The 17,146-nt window shown below is 75.8% G+C and carries 17 protein-coding genes; 10 read left to right on the top strand and 7 right to left on the bottom strand.

Going from position 1 to position 17,146, the window contains the following annotated elements:
* The first annotated feature begins 2 nt into the window (after positions 1 to 2).
* The 3 genes from VER05_RS15295 to VER05_RS15305 all read left to right on the top strand — a co-directional run bounded on the left by VER05_RS15295 (position 3) and on the right by VER05_RS15305 (position 2,987).
* A complete protein-coding gene (locus VER05_RS15295; RefSeq protein WP_414647637.1) occupies positions 3 to 1,082 on the top strand; it encodes a sensor histidine kinase in 1,080 nt (359 codons plus the stop codon).
* Between the two features lie 112 nt (positions 1,083 to 1,194).
* Positions 1,195 to 2,181, top strand: a complete 987-nt coding sequence (locus VER05_RS15300) for an ABC transporter ATP-binding protein (RefSeq protein WP_324846196.1) — start codon at positions 1,195 to 1,197, stop codon at positions 2,179 to 2,181.
* Positions 2,178 to 2,987, top strand: a complete 810-nt coding sequence (locus tag VER05_RS15305; RefSeq protein ID WP_324846197.1) for an ABC transporter permease — start codon at positions 2,178 to 2,180, stop codon at positions 2,985 to 2,987. The genes VER05_RS15300 and VER05_RS15305 overlap by 4 nt, the downstream gene beginning before the upstream one ends.
* 199 nt (positions 2,988 to 3,186) lie before the next feature.
* Here the strand turns inward: VER05_RS15305 and VER05_RS15310 are convergent, their stop codons facing one another.
* A complete protein-coding gene (locus tag VER05_RS15310; protein ID WP_324846198.1) occupies positions 3,187 to 3,714 on the bottom strand; it encodes a MarR family winged helix-turn-helix transcriptional regulator in 528 nt (175 codons plus the stop codon).
* A gap of 107 nt (positions 3,715 to 3,821) precedes the next feature.
* Between VER05_RS15310 and VER05_RS15315 the strand changes: the two genes are divergently transcribed.
* Positions 3,822 to 5,180, top strand: a complete 1,359-nt coding sequence (locus VER05_RS15315; protein WP_324846199.1) for a multidrug effflux MFS transporter — start codon at positions 3,822 to 3,824, stop codon at positions 5,178 to 5,180.
* A gap of 164 nt (positions 5,181 to 5,344) precedes the next feature.
* On the top strand, positions 5,345 to 9,328 hold the full coding sequence (locus tag VER05_RS15320) for a multifunctional oxoglutarate decarboxylase/oxoglutarate dehydrogenase thiamine pyrophosphate-binding subunit/dihydrolipoyllysine-residue succinyltransferase subunit (protein ID WP_324846200.1): 3,984 nt from the start codon (positions 5,345 to 5,347) through the stop codon (positions 9,326 to 9,328).
* Between the two features lie 68 nt (positions 9,329 to 9,396).
* Here VER05_RS15320 and VER05_RS15325 read toward each other — a convergent pair whose 3' ends face one another.
* The gene (locus VER05_RS15325) at positions 9,397 to 10,380 is read right to left on the bottom strand and encodes a GlxA family transcriptional regulator (RefSeq protein ID WP_324846201.1); all 984 of its coding nucleotides are present in this window, start codon (positions 10,378 to 10,380) and stop codon (positions 9,397 to 9,399) included.
* A gap of 94 nt (positions 10,381 to 10,474) precedes the next feature.
* On the opposite strand from VER05_RS15325, the gene VER05_RS15330 reads away from it, so the two are divergent.
* A complete protein-coding gene (locus tag VER05_RS15330; RefSeq protein WP_324846202.1) occupies positions 10,475 to 10,630 on the top strand; it encodes a hypothetical protein in 156 nt (51 codons plus the stop codon).
* A 105-nt stretch (positions 10,631 to 10,735) separates the two neighbouring features.
* Entirely contained in the window at positions 10,736 to 11,335 is a 600-nt protein-coding gene (locus VER05_RS15335; RefSeq protein WP_324846203.1) for a GDSL-type esterase/lipase family protein, read from the top strand.
* Between the two features lie 30 nt (positions 11,336 to 11,365).
* Here VER05_RS15335 and VER05_RS15340 read toward each other — a convergent pair whose 3' ends face one another.
* From VER05_RS15340 to VER05_RS15350, 3 genes are all read right to left on the bottom strand, one after another.
* Complete coding sequence (locus tag VER05_RS15340; protein ID WP_324846204.1) at positions 11,366 to 12,049, bottom strand: PadR family transcriptional regulator; 684 nt, start codon at positions 12,047 to 12,049, stop codon at positions 11,366 to 11,368.
* Entirely contained in the window at positions 12,049 to 12,891 is an 843-nt protein-coding gene (locus VER05_RS15345) for a DUF4097 family beta strand repeat-containing protein (RefSeq protein ID WP_324846205.1), read from the bottom strand. Before VER05_RS15345 ends, VER05_RS15340 begins: the two co-directional genes overlap by 1 nt.
* A 182-nt stretch (positions 12,892 to 13,073) precedes the next feature.
* Positions 13,074 to 14,162 (bottom strand): type IV pilus twitching motility protein PilT, encoded by a 1,089-nt coding sequence (locus tag VER05_RS15350; RefSeq protein ID WP_324846206.1) that lies wholly within the window; start codon positions 14,160 to 14,162, stop codon positions 13,074 to 13,076.
* 132 nt (positions 14,163 to 14,294) lie between these two features.
* Between VER05_RS15350 and VER05_RS20290 the strand changes: the two genes are divergently transcribed.
* The gene (locus VER05_RS20290; protein ID WP_370521008.1) at positions 14,295 to 14,369 is read left to right on the top strand and encodes a 50S ribosomal protein bL37; all 75 of its coding nucleotides are present in this window, start codon (positions 14,295 to 14,297) and stop codon (positions 14,367 to 14,369) included.
* Between the two features lie 77 nt (positions 14,370 to 14,446).
* Here VER05_RS20290 and rsrA read toward each other — a convergent pair whose 3' ends face one another.
* Both rsrA and VER05_RS15360 read right to left on the bottom strand, forming a co-directional pair.
* Entirely contained in the window at positions 14,447 to 14,746 is a 300-nt protein-coding gene (gene rsrA, locus VER05_RS15355; RefSeq protein WP_324846207.1) for a mycothiol system anti-sigma-R factor, read from the bottom strand.
* Positions 14,743 to 15,525 carry a sigma-70 family RNA polymerase sigma factor gene (locus VER05_RS15360; protein ID WP_324846208.1) on the bottom strand — a complete coding sequence of 261 codons (783 nt, stop codon included), beginning with the start codon at positions 15,523 to 15,525 and terminating at the stop codon, positions 14,743 to 14,745. The genes rsrA and VER05_RS15360 overlap by 4 nt, the downstream gene beginning before the upstream one ends.
* 114 nt (positions 15,526 to 15,639) lie before the next feature.
* On the opposite strand from VER05_RS15360, the gene VER05_RS15365 reads away from it, so the two are divergent.
* Entirely contained in the window at positions 15,640 to 16,218 is a 579-nt protein-coding gene (locus tag VER05_RS15365; protein WP_324846209.1) for a DoxX family protein, read from the top strand.
* Between the two features lie 83 nt (positions 16,219 to 16,301).
* Positions 16,302 to 17,146 (top strand): 3-phosphoshikimate 1-carboxyvinyltransferase (locus VER05_RS15370; protein ID WP_324846210.1); only part of this gene is annotated, 845 nt, incomplete at its 3' end.

The raw sequence follows: 17,146 nt of genomic DNA on the forward strand, positions 1-17,146 counted from the left end.
CGGTGCCGACCCCTCCCCGGCACCAGCGGCCCCGCCTGCCCGACGTGCGGCCGCTCGACCGGCTGCGGTCCATCAAGATCAAGCTCGGCGTCCTCGTGGCGGCCGCGGTGTTCGTCGCGTCGCTGCTCACCTGGATCGGGTTGAACAACGCGCTGGGCCCGTCCCGGACGTTCCCCATCGTCATCGTGCTCGCGCTGGTGATGACCCAGCTGCTCGCGCGCGGCATGACCTCCCCGCTGCGGGAGATGACCTCCGCGGCGCGGGCCATGGCGGCCGGCGACTACAGCCGCCGGGTGCGCGCGACCAGCCGGGACGAGGTCGGCGAGCTCGCGACGGCCTTCAACCGCATGGCGGACGACCTGGAGCAGGCGGACTCGCTGCGCCGGGAGATGGTCGCGAACGTGTCGCACGAGCTGCGCACCCCGGTGACCGCCCTGCAGGCGCAGCTCGAGAACATCGTCGACGGCGTCGAGGACCCGGACCCGGAGGCGATGCGCGCCGCGCTCGCGCAGACGCAGCGGCTCAGCCGGCTGGTCGCGACGCTGCTCGACCTGTCCCGGCTGGAGGCCGGCGCCGTCGACCTGCAGGTGACCGACGTGCCCGTGCAGCAGTTCCTCGAGGAGGCCGCGCAGGAGGGGCGGCTGGTCGGGGCGTCGAAGGACCTGACGTTCCCGGTGGTCGTCGACCCGCCCGACCTCACCCTCCCGGCGGACCGCGAGCGGCTGCACCAGGTGGTCGCGAACCTCGTGCAGAACGCCGTCCGGCACTCGCCGCGCGGCGCGCCGGTCCGGCTGGAGGCGCACCGCGCCGGCGGCTGGGTCCGGCTCGACGTCGTCGACCAGGGGCCGGGCATCGCGGCCGACCAGCGGCAGCGGGTGTTCGAGCGGTTCGCGCGCGGCAACACCCCCGCCATCACCGGGCAGATCTCCACCGGCGGGACCGGCCTCGGGCTGTCGATCGTGCGCTGGGCGGTGACGCTGCACGGCGGGACGGTCGAGGTCGCGGACAGCGACGCCGGCTGCACGATGCGGGTCATGCTGCCGTCGCGGCGGACGTCGCGGCCGGCGACCGCGGCCTTCTGAGCCGGCCGGCGCGCGGCCCGTCCGCCGGGAGGCGTCTCCTCCGGACGGAGGAGACGCGGTTTCCGTCTCGCGGCTGATCCGCCGGGCGGGGCCCGGTCCCTAGGGTCGAGACATGCCACCCGACGCGACGCACGCCATCGAGGTCTCGCACCTCACGAAGACGTTCGGCCAGGTCCGGGCCGTGGACGACCTGAGCTTCACGGTCCGCCCCGGGCGGGTCACCGGGTTCCTCGGACCCAACGGCGCCGGCAAGACCACGACGCTGCGGATGCTGCTCGGCCTCGTGCAGCCCACCGCCGGCACGGCCACCATCGGCGGCCGCCGGTACATTGCGCTCGACCGCCCGATGCGCACCGTCGGCGCCGCCCTCGAGGCCGCCGACTTCCACCCCGGCCGCACGGCGCTGGACCACCTGCGGGTGTACGCGCCGCAGGCGGGCGTCCCGGACCGCCGGGCGCACGAGGTGCTCGACCTGGTCGGCCTCACCGGCGCCGCGAAGCGCCGGGTCGGCGGGTTCTCCCTGGGCATGCGCCAGCGGCTCGCGCTCGCGACGACGCTGCTCGGCGACCCGCCGGTGCTGCTGCTCGACGAGCCGGCCAACGGCCTCGACCCGGAGGGCATCCGCTGGCTGCGCGACCTGCTCCGCGCGCTCGCCGCGCAGGGCCGCACGGTGCTGGTGTCCTCGCACGTGCTGTCCGAGGTGCAGCAGACCGTGGACGACGTCGTCATCATCGCGGGCGGGCGGCTGGTGCACGCCTCGACGCTCGCGGAGCTCAGCGGCCTGGCCGAGCCGCGGGTCCGGGTCGCCTCCCCCGACGGCGCCGCGCTGGACGCGCTGGTCGCCCGGGCGGGCTGGCAGCGGGTCGCCGGGTCGCCCGGCGTGGCCGAGCTGGTCGGCACCGACGTCGCCGCCGTGGGCCACGCGGCGTTCGCCGCCGGCCTGGAGCTGCACGAGCTCGCCGCCCACGGCGTCGGCCTGGAGGACGTGTTCCTCCGCCTCACCGCGCCCGCCCCCGCGCACGGCGCGCACGCGGCGCCCGCCCCGGCAGGCGCCCCCGCCTCCGCCCCGACCGACGCCCCCGCCGGAGGTGCCCGATGAAGGACTCCCTGGTCTCCGAGTACCGGAAGATCGTCACGACCCGCACCTGGTGGGTGCTGCTGATCGTCATGATCGGCTACATGGCGTTCCTGGGCGCCGCGATGGCGTTCGCCTTCACGTTCGACGGCGCCGAGGTCTCCGGTGCCGACGGCGCGCCCGTGGTCGCCGACCCGCAGACGATCGTCCCCGCGGTGTACACGCTGCCGGCCTCGCTCGGTTACGCGCTGCCGCTGCTCGTCGGGCTGCTGTCGGTGACCGCCGAGTTCCGGCACCGGACGCTCACCCCGACGCTGCTCGCGCAGCCGGACCGCAACCGGTTCGTCGTGGCGAAGCTCGCCGCGAGCATCCCGATGGGCGTGCTCTACGGCGTGCTCGGCACCCTGGCCACCGTCGGCGCCGGCGCGCTGGCCTTCGCGTTCACCGACGCGCCGAACCTGCTCGGCGAGGGCGAGGTCTGGGGCATCATCGCGCGGACCGCCCTGGCGCTGACGGTGTGGTGCGTCGTCGGGGTCGGGCTCGGGTTCGCGATGCCGAACCAGGTCGTCGCGATCGTGGTCGTGCTGGCCTTCACGCAGTTCGTCGAGCCGATCGCCCGCCTGGTGCTCGGCCTGAACGACGCGACGGCGCCGATCGGCAAGTTCCTGCCCGGCGCGGCCGGCGAGGCCATCAGCGGCGGCTCGTTCTACTCGGCCACCGGCGCGGGCTCGCTGCTCGGGCCGGCCGCGGGCGCGGCGGTGCTCGTCGGGTACGCGGTGCTGCTCGCCGCGCTGGGGCGGTTCACCACCCTCAAGCGCGACATCACCTGACCGGGCCCGCGGAGGCGGGTCCCCCACCCGCCGCGGCGGGCGAGAGCCCCCGTGGGTGGGGACGGGTGGAGCGTTCTGCCCGACACGCCGGCGCGTGTCGGGCGGAACGCTCCACCCGACGTCGGTCGGCGCGGGACCGGTCCGCCCGGGCACCGGTCAGCCCGGGCACCGGTCAGCCCGGGCACCGGTCCGCCCGGGGTCAGCCCGGCTCGGGCGCGTCCCCGGGCCCCCGGGTCGCGGCGGCCAGGCGGGCCAGCGGGCCGGCGGCCCGGCGCACCGCCGCCGCCTCCGCGGCCGGCAGGCCCGCGAGTGCCGCGCCGAGCGTGCGGGCCCACCCCGCCTCGACCGGCTCCCGCCGCTCCCGGGCGAGCGGCGTCGGGTGCAGCCGGGTCACCCGCCGGTCGCCGGCGTCGGCCGCGCGCTCGACCAGCCCGCGCGCGACCAGGCCCCGCACCGCGGCGCTCACGTTGCTCTGCCGGAGGTCGAGCCCCGCCGCGACCCCGCCCACGCTGGTGCCGGGGTGCGCGTCGACGTACCGCATGACCTCGAACTCGGTCGGGGGCAGCGGCGGCAGGCCGCCGTCCTGCGCCCCCTCCGCCCGGCGCACCGCGCGGGACAGGTCGTGCAGGGCGACGGCGAGCACCCGCAGGTCGCCGGCCGCGTCGAGGGCCGCGTCGTCGGTGGCGTCGACGACCGCGTCGTCGTCGGCCGGGCCGGGTCGGGTCACGCCGGGAGGCTAGCAGCGCGCCCCGGGCTCGACGTATATGAGTGCATAGATATGATGCTCCGGTCCGCGGCGCCGTGCCGCCCTCCCCCGTGCTGGAGCACACCCCCATGACCGCAGCCCCGGGCACCGCCGTGCCCGCCGCCACCTCCGCCACCTCCTCCCCCACCCCCGCCGGCCCCGCCGCCGCCCCGCCGCCCGCCGTCGGCGCCCCGGCCGGCCCCGCCGCCCCGCCCGCCGGCGCCCGGCGCGCGCTCCCCCTCGCGACCACCGTCGTCCTCGCGCTGCTCACCGCCATCGCGCCGCTCGCCACCGACATGTACCTGCCGGCCTTCCCGCAGCTCGCCGTCGACCTCGGCACCAGCGCGGCGGCCGTGCAGCTCTCGCTCACGACGTTCATGGTCGGCCTGGCCCTGGGCCAGCTGGTGATCGGCCCGCTGTCCGACCAGCGCGGCCGCCGCGGGCTGCTGATCGCCGGCAGCGCGCTGTGCGCCGCCGCCGGGCTGGCGTGCGCCCTCGCGCCGTCGATCGCGTTCCTGGTCGCGGCGCGGTTCGTCCAGGGCTTCGCCGGCGCCGCGGGCGTGGTGCTCAGCCGAGCCGTGGTCGCCGACCGCGCCCGCGGCGCCGCCGCCGCCAAGCTGTTCGGCGTCATGATGCTGATCCAGGGCGTCGCCCCGGTCGCGGCCCCGCTGCTCGGCGGCACCCTGGTCACCGCCGTCGGCTGGCGCGGGGTGTTCGGCATCCTCGCCGGGCTCAGCGCGCTCATGCTCCTCGGCGTCCTGACCCTGGTGCCGGAGACCCGGCCGCGCGAGGCGCGCACCGGCGGCGGGCTCGCCGCCACGCTGCGCGACGCGCGCGCCGTGCTGGGCAACCGCCGCTACCTCGGCTGGACCGGCGCGCTCGTCCTCGGCTTCGCGGCGATGTTCGCCTACATCTCCGCGTCGCCGTTCGTGCTGCAGAACGTGCTGGGCCTGTCGGTCGGCGCGTACTCGGTGGCGTTCGCGGCCAACGCGCTGGGCCTCGGCGTCGTCGCCGGGCTGGGCACGACGCTGGTGGACCGGTTCGCGCCGCAGCGGCTGCTGGCCGTCGGCGTCGGGGCCGTCGCGGTGCTCAGCGTGCTGCTGCTGCTCGACGTCGTGCTGCTCGGCCTGCCCCGGTGGCCCACCCTGGTGCTGCTGTTCCTCACCGTGAGCGCGCTCGGCCTCGTGTTCGGGAACGCCACGACCCTCGCCACGGACGAGGTCGCGCACGCCGCGGGCACCGGGTCGGCGGTCATGGGCGCGCTGCAGTTCGGCGTGGGGGCCGCGGTGTCGCCGCTCGTCGGGCTGGCGGGCGAGCGGACCGCGGTGCCGATGGCGGTGACGATGGTGGTGCTGGCGCTGGGCGCGGTGGGGGCGGCGCGGTTCGCGGCCACGGCGCCGGCGCGTCCCGCGACCACCCCGCCGGAGCCCGTCCCGGCCGACGCATGACCGAGTTGACACGTCCTCGACCCGGCGCAGACCCGCAGATGGGGAGCCTGACACCCCCGCCGGACCCGCCGTGTGACGAGCGTGTGAACCGTCCGCGCGCCGCGCTGCTCGGGGGGAGATGACGCCCGGTCAGGACGTAGGGTGGGCCACGAACAGATCCGGCGATGACGCGGTCCCTGGCCGCGGAGGAAGTGGGCGATCCTCGCGTGTCCCAGCATGCGGAGCCAGACGTGAACCGTGCCGACTTCGGCGCGAACACGTGGTTGGTGGACGAGCTGTACGAGCAGTACCTCCAGGACAAGACGGCGGTCGACCCGGCGTGGTGGGACTTCTTCGAGGGCTACAAGCCCTCGGCGCCCGCCGCGACGACGTCGGGCGCGGTCGCGGGCGGTGGCGCCGCGGGGAGCACCGGGGGGAACGGCGTGGTCGACGCCGCGCCCGCCGGCACCGCGAGCACCCCGGCCCCCGCGGCCCCGGGCGCGTCGGGGGACGCGCCCACGCCCCGCGAGGCCGCCGCGCAGCCCGCCCCGGGCGCGCCCGCCGGCGAGCGCCCGGGCACCGTGCCCGCGCCGGTCGCCGAGCGGCCCGCGCACACCGGGGGCGACGCGGTCCCGCCGGCCCCCGCGCCGACGGCCACCCGCCCGCAGGAGCAGCCCGCGCCGCGCGACCCGGAGCCCGTGCCCGCCACCTCCCCGGTGGCGACCGCCCAGCCCGCGACGGCCCCCTACGCCCCCGCGGCCAAGGCGGCCCGCGAGGCGGAGCAGGAGGTCCCCGAGGCCTCCGACGAGACGCAGCGCCTGCGCGGCCCCGCCGCCCGGGTGGTCACCAACATGGAGGCCAGCCTGGAGGTGCCCACCGCGACGTCGGTGCGCGCCATCCCGGCCAAGCTGCTGGTCGACAACCGGATCGTCATCAACAACCACCTGGCCCGCGGCCGCGGCGGCAAGATCTCGTTCACGCACCTGATCGGCTTCGCGCTGGTCGAGGCGGTCGGCGAGATGCCGGCGATGAACACCGCCTACACGCTGGTCGACGGCAAGCCGGGCTACCTCACCCCCGCGCACGTCAACCTGGGCCTGGCGATCGACCTGGCCAAGCCGGACGGCACCCGCCAGCTGCTCGTGCCCAGCATCAAGCAGGCCGAGACGCTCGACTTCGCGCAGTTCTGGAACGCGTACGAGGACGTCGTCCGGCGCGCCCGCGGCGGGAAGCTCGGCGTCGAGGACTTCGCCGGCACCACGCTGTCGCTGACCAACCCCGGCACCATCGGCACCGTGCACTCCGTGCCTCGGCTCATGCAGGGCCAGGGCACGATCATCGGCGTCGGCGCGATGGACTACCCGGCCGAGTTCCAGGGGACCTCGGACGAGCAGCTCAACAAGATGGGCGTGTCGAAGGTCCTGACGGTGACGTCGACCTACGACCACCGCGTGATCCAGGGCGCCCAGTCCGGCGACTTCCTGCGCATCCTGCACCGCAAGCTGCTCGGCGAGGACGGCTTCTACGACCGGGTGTTCGCGTCGCTGCGCGTCCCCTACGAGCCGATCCGCTGGGTCAAGGAGGCGGCCGACCCGGACGCCGAGGCCATCAAGCCGGCCCGGATCGCCGAGCTCATCCACTCCTACCGGTCGCGCGGCCACCTCATGGCCGACACCGACCCGCTGGCCTACCGGCTGCGCAAGCACCCGGACCTGGACGTGCAGACGCACGGCCTGTCGCTGTGGGACCTGGACCGCACGTTCCCGACCGGCGGGTTCACCGGCCGGCCGCGGGCGACGCTGCGCCAGGTGCTCGGCCTGCTGCGCGACTCGTACTGCCGCACCACCGGCTTCGAGTACATGCACCTGCAGGACCCGCGGCAGCGCCGCTGGCTGCAGGAGCGCCTGGAGGCCGGCTACGCGCCGACCCCGCGCGAGGACCAGCTGCGGATCCTGCGCCGCCTCAACGCCGCCGAGGCGTTCGAGACGTTCCTGCAGACCAAGTACGTCGGGCAGAAGCGGTTCTCCCTGGAGGGCGGCGAGTCCGTCATCCCGCTGCTGGACGCGATCCTGTCCCGCGCCGCCGAGGGCGGGCTGGACGAGGTCGCCATCGGCATGGCGCACCGCGGCCGGCTCAACGTGCTCGCGAACATCGCCGGCAAGTCGTACGGCCAGATCTTCAGCGAGTTCGAGGGCAACCAGGACCCGAAGTCCGTGCAGGGCTCCGGCGACGTGAAGTACCACCTCGGCACCGAGGGCGTGTTCCAGGCCGAGTCCGGGGCGTCGACCCGGGTCTACCTCGCCGCGAACCCGTCGCACCTCGAGGCCGTGGACCCGGTGCTCGAGGGCATCGTCCGGGCCAAGCAGGACCGGATCGACCTGGGCGGCGACGGGTTCTCCGTGCTGCCGATCCTCATCCACGGCGACGCGGCGTTCGCCGGGCAGGGCGTGGTCTTCGAGACCCTCAACCTGGCCCAGCTGCGCGGCTACCGCACCGGCGGCACGATCCACGTCGTCATCAACAACCAGGTCGGCTTCACCACCGGCCCCTCGTCCTCGCGCTCCTCGCAGTACGCCACCGACGTGGCCAAGGGCCTGCAGGTCCCGATCTTCCACGTCAACGGCGACGACCCCGAGGCGTGCGTCCGGGTCGCCGAGCTCGCGTTCGAGTACCGCGAGCAGTTCGACCGCGACGTGATCATCGACATGGTCTGCTACCGCCGCCGCGGCCACAACGAGGGCGACGACCCCTCGATGACCCAGCCGCTGATGTACAACCTCATCGAGGCCAAGCGCTCGGTGCGCAAGCTCTACACCGAGGCCCTGGTGTCCCGCGGGGACATCACGCTCGAGGAGGCCGAGCACGTGCTGCGCGACTACCAGGCGCAGCTCGAGCGGGTGTTCGCGGAGACCCGCGAGGAGGGCTGGACCCCGCCGTCGCCCGACGCCGAGCCGGTGGCCGGCCTGGAGCGCCCGGAGTCCCAGCGCGAGGACGCCGGCGTCATCATCGGCTGGCAGACCGCCGCGCCCGCCAAGGTGCTGGAGCGGATCGGCGCCGCGCACGTGCGGGCGCCGGAGGGCTTCACGATCCACCCGAAGCTCGCGCAGCTGCTCGCCAAGCGGGAGCAGATGTCCCGCGAGGGCGGCATCGACTGGGGCTTCGGCGAGATCCTGGCGTTCGGCTCGCTGCTGATCGAGGGCACCCCGGTGCGCCTCGCCGGCCAGGACTCCCGCCGCGGCACCTTCGTGCAGCGGCACGCCGTCCTGCACGACCGGGAGACCGGCGCCGAGTGGACCCCGCTGCTGTACCTGTCGGCGGACCAGGCGAAGTTCTGGGTCTACGACTCCTCGCTGTCGGAGTACGCGGCGCTCGGCTTCGAGTACGGCTACTCCGTCGAGCGCCCCGACGCCCTGGTGCTGTGGGAGGCGCAGTTCGGCGACTTCGTCAACGGCGCGCAGACCGTCATCGACGAGTTCATCTCCTCCGCCGAGCAGAAGTGGGGCCAGCACTCGTCCGTCGTGCTGCTGCTCCCCCACGGCTACGAGGGCCAGGGGCCGGACCACTCGTCGGCGCGCATCGAGCGGTTCCTGCAGATGTCCGCCGAGGGCAACATGACCGTCGCGCAGCCGACCACGCCGGCGTCGTACTTCCACCTGCTGCGCCGCCAGGCCTACGCCCGGCCGCGCCGCCCGCTCGTCGTCTTCACCCCGAAGTCGATGCTGCGGCTCAAGGCGGGCGCGTCGAAGGTCGAGGACTTCACGTCCGGCACGTTCCGCCCGGTGATCGGCGACGACGTCGCGGCCTCCTCGGCGGCCCGGGTCGACCGCGTGCTGCTGTGCTCCGGCAAGCTCTACTGGGACCTCGTGGCCCAGCGGGAGAAGCTGGGCGACGAGCGCACGGCGATCGTGCGGCTCGAGCAGCTGTACCCGCTCGACCACGACGGCATCCGCGGGGCGCTCGCGCCGTTCGACGGGGCCGAGCTGGTGTGGGTCCAGGACGAGCCGCGGAACCAGGGGCCGTGGTCGTACGTGTCGCTGGCGCTGCCGCAGGTCGTGGGCGCGCCGGTGCGGGCGGTGTCCCGCCCGGCGTCGGCCTCGACCGCGGCCGGCTCGGCCAAGGCGCACCAGGCGGAGCAGGCGGAGATCCTGCGGGCGGCGTTCGAGCGCTGAGCCGCGGGGCGCCGCACGCGCGGAGGCCGGTCACCCCTCGGGGTGGCCGGCCTCCGGCGCGTCGGCGGTCAGGCCACCGACATGCGGTCGGCCGCCGCCTCCGCCTCGTCCGTGCACGCGAACAGGCGGCGGTACGCCTGCGGGCTCGTGCCCAGCACCCGCGCGAAGTGGTGCCGCAGCACGGCCGCGCTGCCGAACCCGCTGGCGCGCGCGACCTCGTCCACGCCCGCGGACGTGCGCTCGAGCATCTCCTGGGCCCGGACCAGCCGCTGCCGGGTGACCCAGGCGGCGGGCGTGGTGCCGGTCTCGGCGCGGAACCGGCGGGCGAACGTGCGCTCGGACATCAGCGCCCGCGCGGCGAGGTCCGGCACGGTGAGCTCGGCGTCGAGGTGCTCGGTCATCCACGCGAGCAGCGGGGCGAGCGTGTCGGCGTCGCACGGCAGCGGGGTGTCGACGTACTGCGCCTGACCGCCGTCCCGGTGCGGCGGCACGACCATCCGCCGGGCGACCATCGCGGCCTGCTGCGCGCCGAGCTCCCGGCGGATCAGGTGCAGGCACGCGTCGATCCCGGCGGCGGTGCCGGCGCTGCTGATGACGCCGCGGTCCTCGACGTAGAGCACCGCGGCGTCCACCTCGGCGGTCGGGTACCGGCGCTGCAGGTCGTCGGCGTACATCCAGTGCGTGGTGCACCGGCGGCCGTCGAGCAGCCCGGCCTCCCCCAGCGCGAACGTGCCGGAGCAGATGCTCATCACCCACGCGCCGCGGTCGTGCGCCGCGCGGATGGCGTCCCGCGCGGCGGCGGGCAGCCCGTACGGCGCCTTGTACGGCAGCACCACCACGAGGTCGGCCCCGGCGGCGGCGTCCAGCCCGGCCGGCACGTCCACCGCCAGCGCCGGCTCCATCGGCACCAGCCCGAGCTCCGGGGTGCACAGCGTGAAGTCGAACGTCGGGCCGCCGGTGTCGGACCGGTCGATGCCGAACACCTCGCAGACCAGCCCGAACTCGAACGCGGACACCCCGGGGACCGCGATCGCGGCGACTCGCTGCAGCATGCCGCCGAGCCTGCCACGGAACTGGCGGGAAGTCGATGGGGGTCGGCAGTGCTGCCACTCGTGGCCGGATCTCCGCACCGGCAGTGTTTCTGCCATGACCGCACTGCTCCTCACCCTGGCCCTGATCACGCTGACCGCCTGGCTCGGCGCCCGGCTGTACGACTGGATCCGCACCGACGGGCTCGGCCGCCGGGAGCCGCCGCGCTCCCGCCACGACTGGACCGACGACACCGACGGCTACCTGCGCTGACCCGCCCGCCGCCGCGCGTCGGCGGGCGCCCCCGGCCGTCCGGCTGCGAGACTGGGCCCCGCGCCCGCGACCGCGGGACGTGCACGGCGAGCGGGAGGACGGGACGTGGGCGAGCTGCCACTGCGCCTGGTGGTGATCGGGGACGAGCTGGCCGCGGGCGCCGGCGACCCGCGGGCGCTGGGCTGGGTCGGCCGGGTCGCCGCGCGGACGCAGACCCCCGTGCCGCCGACGGTCCTGACGCTGGCCGTGCCCGGCGAGACCACCTCCGGGCTGTCCGCCCGCTGGGAGGAGGAGGTCGGCCGCCGCGCCTCCGCCGAGGCCGACACCCGGCTGATCGTGTCGCTCGGCCGCGCCGACGCCCTCGCCGGGCTGTCGCTCGCGCGCAGCCGGCTCAACCTCGCGAACATCCTCGACGCGGCCGAGCAGCGCCGGATGCCGGCGTTCGTCGTCGGCCCGCCGCCCGGCGCCGGGGTCGACCCCACGACGCTCGCCGACCTGTCCGCCGCGTTCGCCGACGTGACCACCCGGCGCCGGGTGCCGTACGTCGACACCTGCACGCCGCTCGCCGGGCACGAGCAGTGGCTCGCCGACCTGGCCGCGGGCGACGGCTCGCTCCCCGGCCAGGCCGGCTACGGGCTGATGGCCTGGCTCGTGCTGCACTCGCACTGGAACACCTGGCTGGGCCTGCCGGAGGACGTGGTCTGACGCCCCGGCGGGGTCCGGGCCGCCCCGCCCTCAGCGCGGCGGCAGCGTCGCCGCGATCGCCGCGCGGGCGCTCGCCAGCACCGTCCGCACCGTGTCGGCCGTGAGGGCGGTCGGCCCGCCGGACGCCTCCGCGCGCCGCACGGCCTCGCGCACCTCGGCCCGGAACGCCGCGAGGTCCGCCTCGATCGCCGCGCGCCGCGCGCGGGCCTCCCGGCGCGCGTCGGCGCCCGGGCCGCCCGGGCGCGATCCGGCGGCGGGCGGCCCGCCCGGCCGCGGCACGTCCCCGGCCGGCGCCGTCGCGCGCGCGTCCCGGGCCTGCAGCGCCGCCGCCCGGGCCTGCTGGGCGGCCGCGGCCATCTCGGCCCGCATCCCCGCCATCGACCCCGCCACCTCGGCCCGGACCTGCGCGGCGAGCTCGCGCACCACGTCGGCGAGCTCGTGCTCCAGCGCGGCCAGCTCGGCCCGGTGCGCCTCGACCTCCGCGCGGCCCCGGTCGGTCAGGGCGTAGAGCGTCTTGCGGCCCGACTCGGCCCGCTCGACCAGCCCCTCCTCCTCGAGCCGCGCCAGCCGCGGGTACACCGTCCCGGCGCTCGGCCGGTAGGTGCCGCCGAACCGGTCGGACAGCGCGCGGATCAGCTCGTACCCGTGCCGCGGCCCGGCCTCCAGCAGCGACAGCAGGTACAGCCGCAGCTGCCCGTGCCCGAAGACGGCCATCAGGCGCCGCCGGCGTCCACCACCGGCTCGGCGAGCGGCGCGCCGTGCAGCACCGTGAGGTGGCCGGACACGGTCTGGGAGTAGACGTAGCAGGTGGCGCGGTCGTCGCGGAGGTCGACGGTCGTGCGGCCGGGGCGGCGGTCGCCGTGCTCGACGCCGTCGACGACGACCCGCCCGGACACGCTGCGCGCCTCGACGCCGACGCCGTGGCCCGCCGGCAGCCGCACCGCGACGTCGCCGGAGACGGTCCGCACGTGGCAGACCGAGGTCGGGGCCATGCAGTCGAGCGTCACCTCGCCCGACACCGTGGTGACCGTGACCCGGTGCAGCGGGCCGGAGGCGGTCGCCGCGCCCGAGACGGTGCCGACCGACAGGTCGCCCAGGTGGTCCCGCACGACCACGTCGGAGGACACGCTCTTCACCGACAGCGCGCCGCGGGTGCCGTCCACGACCACGGCGCCGCCGACCGTCGACACCGTGGCGTCCTGCTGGACGCCGGCGAGCAGCAGGTCGGCGTTCACCGAGGCCACCGACGCGGCGACCTCGCGCGGGACGGCGACGTGCACCTCCACCCGGTCGCGCTGACCGGGGCCGCGCAGCCGGTCGAGGAACCCGTCGATCCCCGTGACCGAGCGGACGCCGGCCCACAGCGCGCCGTCGGCGTAGGTCACCTCGAGCGGCGAGCCGTCGACGCGGTGCACCTCGAGCCGGGCCCCGGTCTGCGTCGGGTCCTCGTGGGCGACGACGTCGACCCGGCCCCCGCTGACCTGGACGCGCAGCGAGCGCACGTCCTCGACCTCGATGATCTGCGGGCCGATGACGACCCAGGACTCCGTGGCCATGGCGCTGCTCCTCCGCATCGAGATATATCGCGTTTGCACACGCTATATCGCGTCCGCGGCGCCGGGCAAGGGGTCCCGGAACGGGCGACCGCCGAGAGTGGACGGTTGTGACGGACACGCCGACGGCGTGTCCGTCACAACCTTCCAGTGCCGGGGCGGGGGTTCGGTCGGGGTGGCCCGGGTCAGGCGATCAGGCCCACCGAGCGGAGCTCGACGGTGAGGTCCTGCGGGTTGGTCGCCACGCCGAGCGCCTCGTCGTACGTCACGGTGCCGTCCGCGACCAGGCGCACCAGGTGCTGGTCGAAGGTCTGCATCTTGTAGTAGTCGCCCTGCTTGATGAGGTCGAGCAGGGGCTCGCTGCCGGACGGGTCGACGATCGCCTCGGCGGTGCGGCCGGTGTTGACCAGCACCTCCACGACCGCGGTGCGCCCGCCCCCGTCGGCCTTGCGCACCAGCCGCTGGGACACGATGCCGCGCAGCGCCTGGGCCAGCGCGACGCGGATCTGCTGCTGCTCGTGCGGCGGGAAGAAGTCGACGATGCGGTTGATCGACTCGGCCGCGTCGATGGTGTGCAGCGTCGACAGCACGAGGTGGCCGGTCTCGGCGGCGGACAGCGCCGCGCGGACGGTCTCCACGTCGCGCATCTCGCCGACGAAGATGACGTCGGGGTCCTGCCGCATCGCCGCGCGCAGGGCGGCGGTGAAGTCGGCGGTGTCCTGCCGGATCTCGCGCTGGGAGATGATGCCGCGCTTGTCCTGGTGGAGCACCTCGATCGGGTCCTCGATCGTCACGATGTTGGCCTCGCGCACCGTGTTGATCAGGTCGATCATCGACGCCAGCGTCGTGGTCTTGCCGGAGCCCGTCGGTCCGGTGACGAGCACGAGGCCGCGCGGCTCCAGGGCCAGCTCGCCCAGCACGTCGGGCAGGCCGAGCTCGGACAGCGACTGCGCGCCCATGGCGACGAGCCGGAACACCAGGCCGTACGTGCCGCGGGCCTGGTACGCGTTGACCCGGAACCGGCCGACGCCCGACAGCGAGAACGCGAAGTCCGCCTCGTGCGTGCGCACGAACTCCTCGGTCAGGTCGTCCGGCAGCACCTCGCCGAGCATGTGCTCGGTGTCCCGGGGCTTCAGGGCGGGCACCTGCAGCCGGCGCAGCCGGCCGTCGACGCGCACGCGCGGCTCGGAGCCGACCTTGACGTGCAGGTCGGAGCCACCGGCCTGGGCCAGGGCGTGCAGGAGGGGGACGACGGACTGCGGCTGCTCGCTCACACCTCCTCTGATCGGCCGGTCGGGCCCCGTCCTTGAACCATCGGTGCGGACGAGCAGCGCGGATGTGGGACCATGGAGGGTCCCCGGGCGGCTGCACCGCCGTACCGGTCAGTCTCACCAGGGAGTAGTTCCATGAGCAAGCGTGGCCGCAAGCGCCGTTCCCGCGCCGGTAACGGTGCCAACCACGGCAAGCGCCCCAACGCCTGAGCGTCGGGCGGCGCAGCCGCACACAGCACGAGGGCCCGGTGCGATCGCACCGGGCCCTTCGTCGTGCTCGGGCGGCCCTACAGCGGCCGCGTCACCTTCAGCGTGGTGAGCTGCGCGTGGATCCGCACCCGCAGGTCGGCCGGGGCCTTGTCCTGGCAGCACCGCTTGACGAGCTCCTTGAGCATCGTCTCGACGGCGATCTCGTCCAGGCACGGGCGGCAGTCCTCGATGTGCTGCCGCACCTGGTCCGCGTCGCCCGGCTCCAGCTCGCGGTCCACGTAGGCGAACAGCCGGCCCAGCGCCTGCTCGCACTCGGGCCCGCAGCCGCCCGTCGTCTGCTCCGGCGTCGTCGCCCCCGCGGCGTCCCAGCCCGTCATCGTGCCCTCCTCGACGATCCCGTGCCGTCCCCGCCCTCGGCGGTCGCGGACCCCCCTGCCGGCACCAGCCCCCGGTCCCGGGCGTAGTCGGTCAGCATGTCGCGCAGCTGACCCCGCCCGCGGTGCAGCCGCGACATCACGGTCCCGATCGGGGTGCCCATGATCTCGGCGATCTCCTTGTAGGCGAACCCCTCGACGTCCGCCAGGTACACGGCGATCCGGAAGTCCTCCGGCAGCCGCGCGAGCGCGTCCTTCACGTCCGAGTCCGGCAGGTGGTCGAGCGCCTCGGCCTCGGCGGAGCGCAGCCCCGTCGACGAGTGCGACTCGGCGCGCGCGATCTGCCAGTCCTCGATCTCGTCGGCCTGGGACTGCTGCGGCTCGCGCTGCTTCTTGCGGTACGTGTTGATGAACGTGTTGGTGAGGATCCGGTACAGCCACGCCTTGAGGTTCGTGCCCGGCCGGTACTGGTGGAAGGCTGCGAACGCCTTCGCGAACGTCTCCTGGACCAGGTCCTCGGCGTCCGACGGGTTCCGGGTCATGCGCAGGGCGGCGCCGTACAGCTGGTCCAGGTAGACCAGCGCCTCGGCCTCGAACCGCTCGCTGCGCGCCGCGTCGTCCTCGGACTCGGGGGCGCGTGTGGTGTCCTCGCTCATCGGGGTCGAGCCTAGTGCGCGCGCGGGCACCGGGCCGCCCGGGCGGGGCAGCAGCGCGCCGGGCGGCGTCAGGACGGCGACGCCGCCGGCGGGGGCGACCGGCCGGTCGAGGGTGGAACAGCTCATGGACGGCACAACACGGGCGGGTCCCCGGGGCATTCCCGGGGGCGGCGAGCAGGTCGCGCGGCTAAGTTGGACGGCAGGCGTCCGCGCGTCGCGGACGGCCGGGAGGAGGACGTCATGCTGCTGCGCCGCATCGCCCGACCGCTGTTCGCGTCGTGGTTCCTGAGCGAGGGGGTCGACGCGCTGCGCCGGCCGGCCGCGCACGTCGCGGTCGCCCGGGGTGCGGTGGACCGGCTGAACGCCTCGGTGCCCCGCGGGGCCCTCGGCGGGGCGCTCGACGCGTACCGGCACCCGTCGGACGCGCAGCTCACCACCGTCGTGCGGGTGCACGGCGGCGCGACGGCCCTGGCCGCCCTGCTGCTCGCCACCGGCCGCGCGCCCCGCGCCGCCGCGCTGACGCTCGCCGCCCTGACCCTGCCGCTCGCCGCCGCGGACGCCCCGGCGTCCCGCAAGGAGCGCGGCCAGCTGTCCGAGCAGGAGAAGAAGGACCGCAAGGCCCGGTTCCTGCGCGGGCTGTCGTTCGCCGGCGGCGCGCTCATCGCCGCCGCCGACACCGCGGGCCGGCCGTCGGTGCGCTGGCGCGTCGAGCACGCGCGGGCCACCCGGGCGGCGACCGCCAAGGCGGCGGCCGCGGCGGCGACGGCGGCGGCCGCGAAGAAGGCCGCCTCGAAGAAGATCGCGGACGCGGTGAACTGACCGGTGGCGCGGCGGAGCGCGGCGGTGCCTCGCAGGGCGGACGCCCGGCCGGCGAGCACGCGCACCCCGATAGCCTGACCGGCATGAGCTCCGAGGTCCTCCCCGCCACCGCGCCCGACTGGCCCGCCCCCACGGCGACCGGCCCCCTGGACGCGACGGTCGAGGTCCCCGGCTCCAAGTCGCTGACCAACCGGTACCTCGTGCTGGCCGCGCTCGCCGACGGCCCGGGGCGGCTGCGCGGCGCGCTGCGCTCCCGGGACACGCTGCTCATGGCCCAGGCGCTCCGCGACCTCGGCACGTCGATCGAGGACGACCCCGCCGCGCCCGGCGACTGGCTGGTCACCCCGGGCGCGTTCCGCGGGCCGCGCGCCGTCGACTGCGGGCTGGCGGGGACGGTCATGCGGTTCCTGCCCGCCGTCGCCGCGCTGGCCGACGGGGACGTGCGGTTCGACGGCGACGCCGGCGCGCGCGTCCGGCCCATGGGCCCGGTGCTCGCGGCGCTCCGGGCCCTCGGCGTCGGGGTCACCGAGCACGGCGAGGCGGGCCGCCTGCCGTTCACGATCACGGGCACCGGGTCGGTCGAGGGCGGCGTCGTGGACGTCGACGCGTCCGGCTCCTCGCAGTTCGTGTCCGGCCTGCTGCTGACCGCCCCGCGGTTCGAGCGCGGCCTCACCATCCGGCACACCGGCCCGACGCTGCCGAGCCTCCCGCACATCGAGATGACGGTCGCGGCCCTGCGCGCGGCGGGGGTCGTCGTCGACGACTCGGTCCCGACGGTGTGGCAGGTCGAGCCCGGCCCGGTCGCCGCCCGCGACGTCCGGGTGGAGCCGGACCTGTCGAACGCCGCGCCGTTCCTGTGCGCGGCGCTGGTCGCCGGCGGCACCGTGCGGGTCCCGGGCTGGCCCGCCGCCACGACGCAGCCCGGCGG

It is taken from the genome of Cellulomonas sp. (genome assembly GCF_035634735.1).
GTDB lineage: Bacteria > Actinomycetota > Actinomycetes > Actinomycetales > Cellulomonadaceae > Cellulomonas.